Consider the following 12,870-nt stretch of genomic DNA (forward strand, 5'->3'; position numbering starts at 1 on the left):
CGGAGAATTCGTCTCAACAGTTTCAGCCTGATCGGTTGGTCCAGGCAGTTCCGCCGTGTGCTGCCTCATGTTAGGGAACGCAACGCGTTGCAGGCCGTCCCACGCAACGTAATTGGATCGATTCATGTCGCTGCCGCCACTTTCGCCCGAGCAACTCGTCAAACCGAGCCATTTCGAACTGCGCATGAGCCTGATCTTCGCGACATTGTTCGTGTCGCTTGGCATCCATCTGCCCTATTTTCCGCTCTGGTTGCAGGCCAAGGGTTTCCATGCCGAGCAGATCGCCGTCATCCTGGCGGCGCCGATGTTTCTGCGAGTGGTGACGACACCCATGCTGACCGCCTTTGCCGACCGGGCGAAGGACCGTGCCAACGTCTACATCGCGCTGGTCGCGGCATCGATGATCATTTCGGCCGGCTATTTCCTGCCGGCCACCTACGCGATCGTGCTGGCCATATCGCTGCTTTTGACGATCGCCTGGACGCCGCATTCGCCGATGGCCGATTCGCTGGCGCTGTCCGGCGTGCGCCGATTCGGCTCCAAATACACCGGCATGCGCAAATGGGGCTCCGTCTCCTATCTCTGCGCCAATGTCGTGGGCGGCTTCATCCTCGCGCAAACCGGAGCCAAAGCCGTGCCGGCGATCCTCTTCGTTGCGCTCGCGGCCGCGCTGATTGCGGGCTTGTTGGCGCCGCGCATGGGAAGGCCACGCAAGGCGTCGCCGCTGTCGGCGGCCGATCTGCAGCATTCGGCGCCGAGCCTGTTCAACGCCTATTTTCTCTATTTCACCCTTGGCGTCGGCATCATCACCGCCAGCCACGCATTCCTTTACGGCTTTGTGTCGATCTATTGGAAGTCGATCGGCATCGGCGACTCGGTCGTTGGCCTGCTTTGGGCTTGGGGCGTGGTGTCGGAAGTCGGCATGTTTCTGTTCTTCAACCGCATTTTCGCTTCCGTCTCGGTGACCAGGGTCATGATGATCGCGGGCTTCGGCGCCATCTTGCGCTGGATCGCCTTTCCGATGGTCTGGCCGCTCGGACTGGGTGTTGCCGGATTCTTCGGCGTCCAGACGCTGCATTCGGTGTCGGTGGCGATGGTGCTGATCGGCCTGCAGAAGATGATCGGAGAAACGGTGTCCGAAGAACGTACGGGTGCCGCGCAAGGCATTGCCTATTTCTTCAACGGCTTCTTCATGGCTGCGGTGACGCTCGCGTCCGGGCCGCTCTATGAACGTCTCGGCGTCGACGGGTTTCTGGTGATGATCCCGATCGCGATTGCCGGTCTTGCGCTGATCGGGCTTGCCGCGCGTTCAGCCCCACAGTCCCCGGTCCGGCGGTGATACCAGCGATCCCTGGTAGACCAGGCCTGGCTCGCGATCGCGGGCCAGCAGCAGCGGACCGTCGAGATCCACGAAATCGGCGTCCTGAGCAAGCAGGACGGCCGGCGCCATGGCGAGCGAGGTGCCGACCATGCAGCCCACCATGATGCCGAATCCCAGCTCACGGGCGCGTTCGTTAAGCTTGACCGCCTCCGTCAGACCGCCTGACTTGTCGAGCTTGATGTTGACCGCGTCGTAGAGGCCGACCAGCGAATCGAGGTCCTTTGCCTCATGCACGCTTTCGTCGGCGCAGATCGGCACCGGATGAGCGATCTCGCGCAGGATGCCGTCGCGGCCGGCGGGCAGAGGCTGCTCGATCAGCGCGATCCCGAGTTGGGCGGCGAAGGCCAGATTGGCTTCGATGTTGCCGTCCGTCCAGCCCTCATTGGCATCGAGAATGATCCGGCTCCGCGGAGCGGCCTCGGTCACCGCGCGAATGCGGGCCAAGTCGTTGTCGCCGCCGATCTTGACCTTGAGCAAAGGCCGCGTGGCGTTGGCGCGGGCCTGGGCGGCCATGGCTTCCGGCTCACCGAGCGAGAGCGTGTAGGCAGTTTCAAGCGCGTGCGGTTGGGCAGCGCAGATCCGGGTTGCCACTGGCCTGCCGCTCAGCTTGGCCTCCAGATCCCACAGCGCGCAATCGATGGCGTTGCGCGCGGCGCCGGCCGGCATGGCCGTGAGCAGGGCGGCTCGGTCCATCCCGCCTGCAAGGCGCGGACGCATTGCCTCGATCGCCTCGCGCACGCCTTCCATGGTCTCGCCGTAGCGCCTGTAGGGGACGCATTCGCCGCGCCCTATATGACCTTCGTGAGCGATTGTGACTGTGATGACCTCTGCCTCGGTCTTCGAGCCGCGCGAGATGGTGAAGGCGCCGGCGATGGGAAAGCGCTCCGGCTCGACCGAAATGACACGCGCCATATTTTTCTTCTCCGGCTATGCGGCCCGGGTCTGCCGGCAAATCGACACGCCAGTTCCGCCACGCTAAACAGGACGCCATGTTGAACATCCGCAAACGCGACGCAAGCCGCACGGCCTCCGGTGAAGCCAATCACCAGCCGCGCGTCGCCGTGGGCGAGGAGGACGGCGTTCTCGGCTGTGCGTTCTCCGGCGTCTGGACCACGCGCACCGTAGCGCTGATCGACGCGGATATGCGCAAGGTCGAGAAGCGCAGCGGCGCAAAAAGCCTGATCCTCGATCTTTCCAAGATCGAGAAGATCGACACCGCCGGCGCCTGGCTGATCGACCGTCTCGCCAGCGCCTTCGAGAAGAAGGGTGTCGAAGTCCACCTGCAGGGGCAGAGCGAAGTCGCTTCGATCCTGCTCGGCGCGGTTGGCGATGCGGTCCGCCGCGAGCGCGAATCAGGCCCGGCCGGCCCGCCCAACATCATCTTGCGCGCGCTGGAACTGGTCGGCCGACGCGTCTTCGAGATGCGCGACGACTTTTTCGCGTCGATGAACATCCTTGGTGCCACCATCCGGGGCGCGCAGATGAAGCTCGGCCGCGGCCATGCCGTCAATCCGGCCGCCATCTTCAACCAGATCGATCGCATGGGCGTCGGCGCCATCCCCGTGGTGGTGCTGATGTCGGCCATCGTCGGCGCCATCGTGGCGCAGCAGGGCGCCTATCAGCTGAGCTATTTCGGGGCCGACATTTTCGTCGTGGATCTCGTCGGCGTGCTTATCCTGCGCGAACTCGGCGTGCTGATGACGGCGATCATGCTGGCGGGCCGCTCGGGAAGCGCCATCACCGCCGAGATCGGCTCGATGAAAATGCGCGAGGAAGTCGACGCGCTGAAGGTGATCGGGCTCAACCCCATCGGCGTGCTCGTCTTTCCGCGGCTGGTGGCATTGGTGATCGCGCTGCCATGTCTGACGATCGTCGCCAATTTCGCCGCCCTTGCCGGCGGCATCGTTGCTGCCTGGCTCTACTCCGATATTCCGCCGGCCGCATTCCTCGACCGGCTGCGTGTCGCCATCGACATCAGCACGATTTTTGCCGGGCTGATCAAGGCACCCTTCATGGCCATGATCATCGGCATCATCGCCTCGGTCGAAGGCATGAAGGTGGGCGGCAGCGCCGAATCGCTGGGCCAGCACGTCACCGCCTCGGTGGTGAAGTCGATCTTCGTCGTTATCATCCTCGACGGGCTGTTCGCCATGTTCTATGCGGCGATCGAGTTCTGACATGGCGATCGCGAACGGACCCAAGCCAGCGCAGGACAAGGACGACAGCGAAGTCGTGCTTTCCGTGCGCGACGTGACCGTCGCCTTTGGCGACAAGGTCATCCTCGACAAGCTGTCGCTCGACATCAAGCGCGGCGAGATCCTGGGGTTCGTCGGTGCTTCGGGCGCCGGCAAGTCTGTGCTGCTGCGCACCATTCTGGGCCTGATGCCCAAGCAGTCAGGCACGATCAAGCTGTTCAACGTCGACGTCGACAAGGCAAGCGAAGCCGATCGCCTGCGCATCGACATGCGGCTCGGAGTCCTGTTCCAGCATGGCGCGCTGTTTTCGGCGCTGACGGTGCTGGAGAACGTTCAGGTGCCGATGCGCGAATATCTCGACCTGCCGAAGAAGCTGATGGACGAACTCGCCATGCTCAAGATCGAGCTGGTCGGCCTGCCGCCGGACGCGGCGCAGAAGTTTCCGTCCGAGCTCTCCGGCGGCATGATCAAGCGCGCGGCACTGGCGCGCGCGCTGGCGCTCGATCCCGATATCGTCTTCCTCGACGAACCGACATCCGGCCTCGATCCGATCAGCGCCGCCGAGTTCGACGAGCTGGTGGTCAAGCTGCGCGATACGATGGACCTGACGGTCTACATGGTCACGCACGACCTCGACACGCTGTTCACCGCCTGCGACCACGTGGCGGTGCTCGGCAAGAAGAAGGTGCTGGTCGAAGGCACGATCGACGACATGCTGAAGAGCGAGGAGCCGTGGGTGAAATCGTATTTCCGCGGAAAACGTGCTCGCCAACTTGATCTCGCGGCCCGCGCATAGCCATAAGTGAGGCAATGGAAACCAGAGCCAACTACATCATTGTCGGCATCTTCACGCTGGCCGCGATCCTTGCGGCCTTCGCCTTCGTCTATTGGACGGCCGCGATCGGCGACAGGGGCGAGACGACGCTGTTGCGCGTGCGCATCCCGGGTTCTGCTTCAGGCCTCGGCCGCGGCAGCTTCGTGCTCTTCAACGGCGTCAAGGTGGGCGACGTCAAGCGCGTCTATATCGACGTCGACAACCCGACGGTCGCCATCGCCGACACCGAAATCGACCGCATGACGCCGATCACCAAGTCGACACAGGCCGATATCGGGCTCGCCGGCCTCACCGGCCAGGCCAATATCGAGCTCAAGGGGGCCGATCCCAAGGAGGTGAAGCTGCTCGACCAGGCGGAAAAGGAAGGCAAGGTCGCCGAGATCGTCGCCAACCCGTCCGCCGTGACCAATCTGTTGCAGACGGCGCAGGATATCTTCACGCGCGCCGACAAGGTGCTGTCCGAGCTGGAAGGCTTTACCAGGGACGTCCGCGGTCCGCTGACCCAGACCGTCCGGAACGTGCAGACCTTCTCCGACGCGCTGGCCAAGAATTCCGACGGCATCGACAAGTTCCTGTCCAGCGTCAGCGCGCTCTCCGACGAGCTGAAGGGTGTTTCGGGCAAGCTCGACGGCACTTTGAAGGCCGCCGAAGGGCTGCTCAATTCCGTCGACAAGGACCAGATCAAGAGCATTGTCGCCAACGTCAACACGGTGACCGGCAATCTGAAGGAGACTTCGAAGCAGTTCGACACCGTCATCAACAACGTCAACACGGCGGTCGGCTCGATCAACGACTTCGCGCAGAAGACGCAAGGCACGCTTGACAAGGTCAATGGCGTGCTGGACGGCATCGATCCGGCGGAGGTGCGCACCGCATTGGCCAACATCCAGAAGGCCAGCGACAACGCCAATCAGGCCGCCGCCGACATCGCCAAGGTGACGAACAAATTCGCCAACCGGGCCGACGATATCGACCAGACGATCAAGGACGCCAAACAGCTTGCGCAGCGACTCAACGACGCTTCGGTGCGCGTCGACGGCATCCTGGTCAAGGTCGACAACCTGCTTGGCTCCGGCGAGGCCAATGGCGTGATGGCCGACGCCAGGGCGACGCTGAAATCGTTCAAGGAGGTCGCCGATACGCTGAACGCGCGGCTCGGCACCATCACCGACAATCTGGCCCGCTTCTCCGGCCAGGGCCTGCAGAATGTCGAGGCGCTGGTCCAGGACAGCCGCAGGTCGATCAACCGCATCGAGGAAGCAGTGACCGACCTCAGCCGCAATCCGCAGCGGATCCTGACGGGCGGCGAGGGCGAGGTCCGGCAATATGACGGCAGGGTGCGGCGTTGACTTCGGCCTTCGCCCACCGCAAGAACAAGGGCCGCAATTGCGGGTTGATCTTACGATCCGGGGACAACGGGGATCTCGCGTGAAGTCGACTGTCAGATCGGGCGGAGTGAAATCGGCCGCGCTGCTGCTTGCGCTCTCGGTCGCCGGCTGCGCGGCGCTGGGCGGCAAGCCGGCGCCGCTCGACACATTCGAATTGTCGGCGCCGATGGTCGACGCGCATGGCCACAGCCGCCGCCAGATCCTGATCACCCAGCCGTCGGCGCTCAAGGCGCTGGACAGCCAGAACATCGTGATCAGGCCATCCGATCTGTCGATCCAGTATCTCAAGGGCGCGCAATGGGCGGACCGCCTGCCGCTCATCGTGCAGGCCAGGCTCGCCGAAACCTTCCAGCGGTCCGGCAGCTTTGCCGGCGTCGGCAAGCCGGGCGAGGGGCTGGCGATCGACTATCGGATCATCGCCGAGGTGCGAACCTTCGAAGTTCGCGTCAATGGCGGCGAGCATGCCGAGGTCGATCTGTTCGTGCGTATCCTCAACGATCGCAATGGCGAGGTGCGCGCTGCCAAGAGCTTCAGCGCGAGCGCGCCGGTATCCGGCAGCGGCAACGCCGCCTATGTCGGCGCGCTGGACAGCGCCTTCGGCCAAGCGGCGAAGGACATCGTCCGCTGGACGGATTCGGTGATCTGAGCGGGAATCGTCCCAAGCGCTCCGACGAGCCGAAGGTGCGGCCGAGGACATCAAAAAGGCGGGACTTGCCCGCCTTTTTTGTTCTCGGCGCGGCCTGACTACTGCAGCCGGCCGCTGGCGTGGGCAAGCATGGTGTAGACCTTGCCGGTGTCCGACGTCAGATAGGTCTGCGCCATGATGTTGTCGCGGTCGTTGCGCGACACGTCCTTGAGCAGCTTCTCGAAATCGTCGCAGTAGCGGTCGACCGCGGCGCGGAACTCCGCCTCGGCCTGGTATTTGCGACGGATCTCGTCGAAGGTCTGCTGGCCCTTCAGCGTGTAGAGGCGCCGGGTGAACACGTCGCGCTCGCCGCGCCTGTAGCGGTTCCACAGCTCGATCGAGGCGTCGTGGTCAATGGCGCGCGCGATGTCGACGGACAGCGAGTTGAGCGACTCCATGACGTGCAATGGCGAGCGCTGGGCAGGAGCCGCACGCGGCGCTTCCGCCGGCGCCGCCGGCTTCAGCTCTTCATCGCGCGAAGCATTGGTCAGGAGATCACGCACCCAGCCGCCCTGCGCCGTCTTTCCATTGGGATCGCGGCGGGTCGCCTCCGCCGGGCGCTCGAGATCGAGCGTGCCGCGCAGGCTTGCTTCGGCGAGCGGTGCCTGCGGGGCCCGGCTCTCCGGCTGAGGCTGAGGCGCCGGCGGACGGCGCAGCGACTGCTCGGCGGGACGGGCAACAGGCGCCTGCGGGGCGGGACGGAGGCTCCGCGGCTCGGCGCCTTCGCTGCTGCCGCTGCGGCCGGATTTCGCAACGATGTCAGACAGTTCCTTGAGCGCGCTGATCTGCTCGGCGACGGCGCGGCGGATGGCCGAGGTCGATTCCTTGGCTTCCTCGGGCATCTCGATGACGCCCTTCTTGAGTTCGGCGCGGGTCAGGTCCAGCTCACTCTTGATCGAGCCGGCGGTGCGCCGCATCTCCTCGGTGGCGTCGGCGAAGCGTTGCGTTGCCGAATCGACGACGTCGGCGATTGCCGTGCGGATCTTCTCCGCCGACTCCCTCGTGCGGCCCTCGGCGTTCTGCATCGTCTTGCCGACGAGGTCTTCGAACGAGCGCATGACCTTCTCGAGGTCTTCCGACTTCTTGACCAGGCCGACAGCAAGGTCTTCCAGCGAGGACTGCCGCTCGAGCGTGTGCTCGAGATTGCTCTGCGCCGAGCTCAACAAGGTCGAAGCGCTCGACAGCAGCCGGCTGTGCTCGTCGAATTTGGTCGCGATGGCGGCAACCTCGCGCAACGTCGCCGACGACAGATCGGTGAGCCGCGTCGTGTTGGTGTCGACGAGACGCGCCGAACTGGCGAAGGTCTGCGCCGCCTTTTCGGTCGTCACCGCGAAGCTCTGCGTGCTGCCGGTGAGACGTTCCTCGACGTGACCGAGGTTGGCTGCCGCCTGCTCGATCAACTGACCGAGTTGTGCGCTGGAGTCGGACATGCGGCCGATGAGGTCGGTCACACTGTCTGCCAATGTCGAGCGCGCGCCCTCGACGGCCGAAAGCGTCTCGGCCGTGCGGCTGGCAAGCGCGTTGACGAGAGCCGCATTCTCGCTGCGCAGCTTCTCGGTCGCGCGGGCCGTGACCTCTTCCATGCTCTTGTGCAGCTCCGAGCCGCCCTGGGCGAAACGCTCGACCAGCGGCCGGGCCTTCTCGTCGAGGATCTTGGACATTTCGGCGGAGCGCGCGGCCAGCATGGTGTTGAGCTCGCGGGTGTTGGCGCCGATGGTCTTTGCCGCCTCGTTGGTGCTCTGGCCGATATGCTGTCCGACCGCCGTAAAGGTTTCGGCGATGACGTTGGCGCGCGAGATAAGCTGCGCCTCGGCCCCGGAGACCTGCTCGTCGAGCTTCTTGCCCATTGTCTCGGCTGTGGACGCGAGACGGCTTTCGACGCTCGCGACCTGCTCCTCGACGCGGGCGGCGACCGCGGCTGCACTCGAAGCCAGCCGCTCGTCGGCGCCTGCCAGCGCCTGCTCGATCTCGCGGGCGTGAACGGCAAGTTCCTGGCCGGTCTGGCGGGCACGGTCGGCGACGCGCTGCTCGGTGGTGGCGAACGCTCCGACAATGGTTTCGGTATGCTGGCCGATGGCCGAACTGCTGTCGGAGATCCGCGACACCAGCCGCTGATCGGCGTCGTCGAAGATGCGGGCAATCTCGGACGCCCGCGACGAGAGCGCTTCCGAACCCTCGGCGATGCGATTGATCAGATGCTGGTCGGCGGCGTCGAAGATGCGGCCAAGATCGGCGGCGCGCGCGGCCAGCGCTTCGGCCGACTCGGTGATGCGCATGCTCAGCCGCTCGTCGGCGCCTTCGAAGTTGCGCAGGATGTCGCCGGAGCGTGCCGCCAGCGACTGCGCGGTTTCGACCGCGCGTGCAACCAGCTTCTGGTCGGCGGCGTCGAACGTGCCGGCGATGTCGCTGACGCGTGCATTCAGCTTGTCGGCGGTTTCCTCGGCGCGAGCCATCAGCGAGTTGGAGGCTTCATCGGCGCGGGCCATGAGCATGCTGGACGTGTCCTGGGCGCGCTCGTGCAGGCGGCGGTCCGCCTCCTCGAAGGCGTGGGCAATATCCTCGGCCCTGGCAAGCAAGGCGGCGGAAGTCTGCTCGGCGCGCTCGGCGATCTTGCGATCGGCATCGCTGAAGGCGGCACCGGCCTGCTCATGCAGGGCGCTGGTGATTTCCATGACCTTGTCGCGCAAGGCGCCGGCAACGAAGACGGCCGTCTTTTCGAGAACGCCGCGGACATTGTCCACCCCGTTCGAGAGGGCCCGCTCCATGGTGCCGGCACGCTCTTCGATGATGCCCGTCTGGCGGCTGAAGGCCTGCTCGATCTTTTCGACATCGGCGGCGATCGCCGCCGAGATGTCGCTGCTCTTGGCGGCGATCTGGTCGATGTGGCCGGACACCGAATGGTCGATGTTCCGGCGGGTCTCGGAGAGCTTGGCCAGATCGTCCTCCAGAGCGCGGGCGAGGAGGTCGCGGCCTTCCGACAGCTTGCCGACATGGCCGGCAATGATGCCGTCGATTTCGCTGCGGCCCTCGGCGAGCTTCTGCAGGTCGTTTTCGAGCGCCCGGGTGAGGATATCGCGACCTTCGGCAAGTTTTTCGACCTGGCCGGCGACGAGACCGTCGATGCTAGAGCGGCTTTCGGCCAGCTTGGCGAGGTCTGCTTCGAGGGCGCGCTTGAGGATGTCGCGGCCTTCGGCGAGCTTCTCGACCTGCCCGGCGACCAGTCCGTCTATGCTCGAGCGGCTTTCGGCCAGCTTGGCGAGGTCGTCCTCCAAGGCCTTGGACAACGTCGCGCGGTCCTCGACAAGCCTGTCTGCGTGGCTCTGCATGAGGCCGCTCGCATTGGCCATATCGGCATCGAGGACGCGGGAAAGCTCGGCGCGATGATCGGCGATCTTCTGCGAATGATCGACAATGGCTCCCTGGATGGTGTTGAGGTCCGCTTCCAAGGCTCGCTTGAGGATGTCGCGGCCCTCGGCAAGCTTCTCGACCTGCCCGGCGACCAGGCCGTCGATGCTGGAGCGGCTTTCGGCGAGCTTGGCCAGATCGTCCTCGAGCGACTTCGTCAGCACCGACCGATCCTCGACCAGCCTGTTCTGGTGGTCGGCGATTGCGCCGCCGACCACCTGCAGGTCGGCCTCGAGGGCCCTCGACAGCTGCGCGCGCTCTTCCTGCACCCTGTCGGAGTGTCCTGCGATGGTATCCCTGATCGTGTTGAGGTCTGCCTCCAAGGCGCGCTTGAGGATATCGCGGCCTTCAGCGAGCTTCTCGACCTGGCCGGCGACGAGGCCGTCGATGCTGGCGCGGCTTTCGGCGAGCTTGGCGAGGTCGGATTCGAGCGTCTGCGACAGCAGGCTGCGATCCTCGGCGAGCTTGCCGGCGTGGCTGTCGATGAGGTCGCGGATGCCGCTCAGGTCGCCTTCCAGCGCGCGGCTCAACTCACCCCTATCCTCAGCGATCTTGGCTGAATGGGTCTCGATCAGCTTTCTGATGCCAACGATGTCGGTCTCGAGCGCCTTGGCCAGCACCGCGCGGCCCTCGGCGATCTTCTCCACCTGGCCTGCGACCAGCCCATCGATGCTGGCGCGATTGTCGGCCAACTTGGCGAGATCAGCCTCCAGCGCGCGCGCCAGAATGCTGCGGCCTTCGGCCAGTTTCCCGACATGGCCGGCGACCATTTCATCAATCATCGTACGGGCTTGGACCAATCTGCCGGAGTCTTCGTTGAGAGCCTGGGACAGACGGTTGCGACCCTCTTCGAGCTGCTCGAGATGGGCGCCGAGCGAGGCGTCGATGGCCGCGTGCGACTCGTTGACCTTGCGCAGATCCTCTTCCAGCGCGCGCGACACCAGGCTGCGGCCCTCGGCGAGCTTCTCCACCTGGTTGGCCACGGCGGCGTCGATATCGGCGCGGCTTTCGGCGAATTTTGCCAGGTCCGCCTGCAGCGTGGCGGCCATGCGGTCGCTGCTTTCGGAGAGCTTGCGGCTGTGGTCCTCGATCGCCTCGTCAATGCCGGCACGGGCGCTGGCGAGCCGCTGGAGGTCGGCGTCGAAGGAACGCGACACGACGTGGCGGGCGGCTTCCATGCGTCCGGCGAAATCGGTGGCGCGGGCCTCGAGCATGGACGAGGTCGACGAGATGATATCGGCCATGTCGGCGCCGATCTGGGTCTTGCCCTGATCGATCATGGCCGACAGCGAGTCCTTGCTCTCCGCGAAGGTGTTGGCGATATCGCGCGCACGCTCGACCAGCGTCTCGTTGATCTGGCGGGCACGGGCCTCGAGCGCGGCGTTGAGCTTCTGTGTGCCCGTATCCAGCGCTTCGGCGCGGGTCTGGAATTCGCTGATCAGCGCCTGCCCGCGTTCGGCCAGCGTCCGCTCGATGCCGCTCAGGCTGGCCTCGAACTCCGAGTTCAGGGTGCGCGCGGCGCCGCCAAGCAAGGAAACCATGCCGTTGGTGCGGTCGTCGAGCAGGTCCGTCAAGGAGCGGGTGAGGCCGTCGGTGGTGTCGGTCAGCTTGGCGATGCGCGTGTCGAGGAGGCTGGCGAAGGCCTCGCCAGAGGTCGACAGGCGGTCGGTGATCGTATCCAGCCGGGTTTCGACGGAATCGAAGATCGACATCGAGCTTTCGTTGATGCGATCGATCAGCGTGTCGCCGGAATTGTTGATCGTCATCGACAGCTTGGTCGAAGCATTGAGGATCGAGTCACGGATGATGTCGCTGGCGGCGCCGATCTCGTCGCGCAGCGTTTCATGGGCGCCGGCGATGGAAGCGCGCACGCGCTCGGCATGCGAGACGACGGCCTCGCGCTCGCTGCCGAGACCATCGACCAGCGAGCGGATGCGAACCTCGTTTTCGGAGTAGGAACGCTCGAGCTGGTTGACCTCGCTGTGGACCAGCGTTTCGAGCTCCACCGCACGCGCCAGCGTGCGTTCGATGCCTTCGCCCATCGCCGCGACCTCGCGGCGAACGGCCTGGCCGATCATCATGACGCGATCCTGGGCCAGGTTTTCCGGCTCGGCCAGGCGGAACGCCACTTCGGTCATGGATTGCGCGGCAATGCGCATTTCCTGGGCCCGCCGGACCATCGCGGCAAAGGCCCAGAACAGAATGACCGGAACGATCGCGGCAATCGCAAGGCCGATCAGTTCAGGACGAGCGAAGAGCTGGTCGAAGCTGCGGACCTTCCAGATGTCCGACCCGAAAAGCAGGTTGGCGAGTCCGCCGGCGCCGGCGATCCAGGCCACCGAAATGAACGCCACGACCCAGTACACCGTGCTTGACGCACGCCGGTTGAGGCCGTGCAAAAGCGTGCGGTAGTCCTTCTGGCGGTCGTCATTGGCTGGGGTGAAGCCCGTGGGAGCCGGAGTGAAGCCCGTGGGCTGCGCGCCATTGCGCGATTCGACCGGCCGCAACTCTGCCGATTTGGCCTGAGACGCCGCTTTCGAAGCAGGGATTTGAGCTGACTCGGCCTTCTGGTTGCGTCCTTCGCGCGCGAGCTCATCCGCGGCCTGCGATATCTGCGCTTCCAGGTCCTCCATCGAGGCCGCCATATCGAGACCGCCGTCGTCGGTGAAATCGAAGTCCAGGGCCTTTTCAAGCTCTGCCGCTACATCGCTCTCAAGAGACTTCGTCGTCGTTGGCTTCTTCGCCATGCCTTCGCTACCCTGTACTAGCTGCCGCGGGACTTATGGTTTTGGCCTGATTCTGGCTTGTCTGGTCCCATGCAGGAGGCTGAAAAGTGGACCCCTCGTATCGTAATGACACACGGGGGTAAAGAAAACATGCATTCCGGGCGATACGTAAAACTTTAAATATAGGGTTAACGCAAGCGTGATTTGGTGGCCTCTCTGACAACATTTTTTCAGGGCAAGCGTTAACCCGCTGGC

Annotated in this window: 7 protein-coding genes; 5 read left to right on the forward strand and 2 right to left on the reverse strand. The window is 64.7% G+C overall.

Translation table 11 applies throughout. The features are described 5' to 3' along the window. Window positions 1-124 precede the first annotated feature (124 nt). Window positions 125-1,339 carry an MFS transporter gene (locus EN818_RS01215; RefSeq protein ID WP_095805985.1) on the forward strand — a complete coding sequence of 405 codons (1,215 nt, stop codon included), beginning with the start codon at window positions 125-127 and terminating at the stop codon, window positions 1,337-1,339. Here the strand turns inward: EN818_RS01215 and dgcA are convergent. Continuing rightward, entirely contained in the window at window positions 1,310-2,293 is a 984-nt protein-coding gene (gene dgcA / locus EN818_RS01220; RefSeq protein WP_095805984.1) for an N-acetyl-D-Glu racemase DgcA, read from the reverse strand. The genes EN818_RS01215 and dgcA overlap by 30 nt on opposite strands. Window positions 2,294-2,370: 77 nt before the next feature. Here dgcA and EN818_RS01225 point away from each other — a divergent pair, with 77 nt between their 5' ends. From EN818_RS01225 to EN818_RS01240, 4 genes are read left to right on the forward strand one after another with little or no spacing between them, the layout of a single operon-like run. Continuing rightward, the gene (locus tag EN818_RS01225) at window positions 2,371-3,558 is read left to right on the forward strand and encodes an ABC transporter permease (RefSeq protein ID WP_095805983.1); all 1,188 of its coding nucleotides are present in this window, start codon (window positions 2,371-2,373) and stop codon (window positions 3,556-3,558) included. 1 nt (window position 3,559) lies between these two features. Next, entirely contained in the window at window positions 3,560-4,372 is an 813-nt protein-coding gene (locus EN818_RS01230; RefSeq protein WP_095805982.1) for an ABC transporter ATP-binding protein, read from the forward strand. Window positions 4,373-4,386: 14 nt separating this feature from the next. Next, window positions 4,387-5,760: an MlaD family protein gene (locus EN818_RS01235; RefSeq protein WP_095805981.1), complete on the forward strand. Its 1,374-nt coding sequence runs from the start codon at window positions 4,387-4,389 to the stop codon at window positions 5,758-5,760. Beyond that, a complete protein-coding gene (locus EN818_RS01240) occupies window positions 5,738-6,445 on the forward strand; it encodes an ABC-type transport auxiliary lipoprotein family protein (protein ID WP_095805980.1) in 708 nt (235 codons plus the stop codon). The genes EN818_RS01235 and EN818_RS01240 overlap by 23 nt, the downstream gene beginning before the upstream one ends. 98 nt (window positions 6,446-6,543) lie before the next feature. Here the strand turns inward: EN818_RS01240 and EN818_RS01245 are convergent, their stop codons facing one another. After that, window positions 6,544-12,636 (reverse strand): kinesin, encoded by a 6,093-nt coding sequence (locus EN818_RS01245; RefSeq protein ID WP_135903916.1) that lies wholly within the window; start codon window positions 12,634-12,636, stop codon window positions 6,544-6,546. Between the last annotated feature and the right edge of the window lie 234 nt (window positions 12,637-12,870).

Source organism: Mesorhizobium sp. M3A.F.Ca.ET.175.01.1.1 (assembly GCF_004791945.1).
GTDB lineage: Bacteria > Pseudomonadota > Alphaproteobacteria > Rhizobiales > Rhizobiaceae > Mesorhizobium.

Coding starts and splice junctions, on each gene's coding strand:
- EN818_RS01225 (WP_095805983.1), top strand. CDS start 2,371: ATGTTGAACATCCGCAAACGCGACGCAAGCCGCACGGCCTCCGGTGAA.
- EN818_RS01240 (WP_095805980.1), top strand. CDS start 5,738: ATGACGGCAGGGTGCGGCGTTGACTTCGGCCTTCGCCCACCGCAAGAA.
- EN818_RS01230 (WP_095805982.1), top strand. CDS start 3,560: ATGGCGATCGCGAACGGACCCAAGCCAGCGCAGGACAAGGACGACAGC.
- EN818_RS01235 (WP_095805981.1), top strand. CDS start 4,387: ATGGAAACCAGAGCCAACTACATCATTGTCGGCATCTTCACGCTGGCC.
- EN818_RS01245 (WP_135903916.1), bottom strand. CDS start 12,636: ATGGCGAAGAAGCCAACGACGACGAAGTCTCTTGAGAGCGATGTAGCG.
- dgcA (WP_095805984.1), bottom strand. CDS start 2,293: ATGGCGCGTGTCATTTCGGTCGAGCCGGAGCGCTTTCCCATCGCCGGC.
- EN818_RS01215 (WP_095805985.1), top strand. CDS start 125: ATGTCGCTGCCGCCACTTTCGCCCGAGCAACTCGTCAAACCGAGCCAT.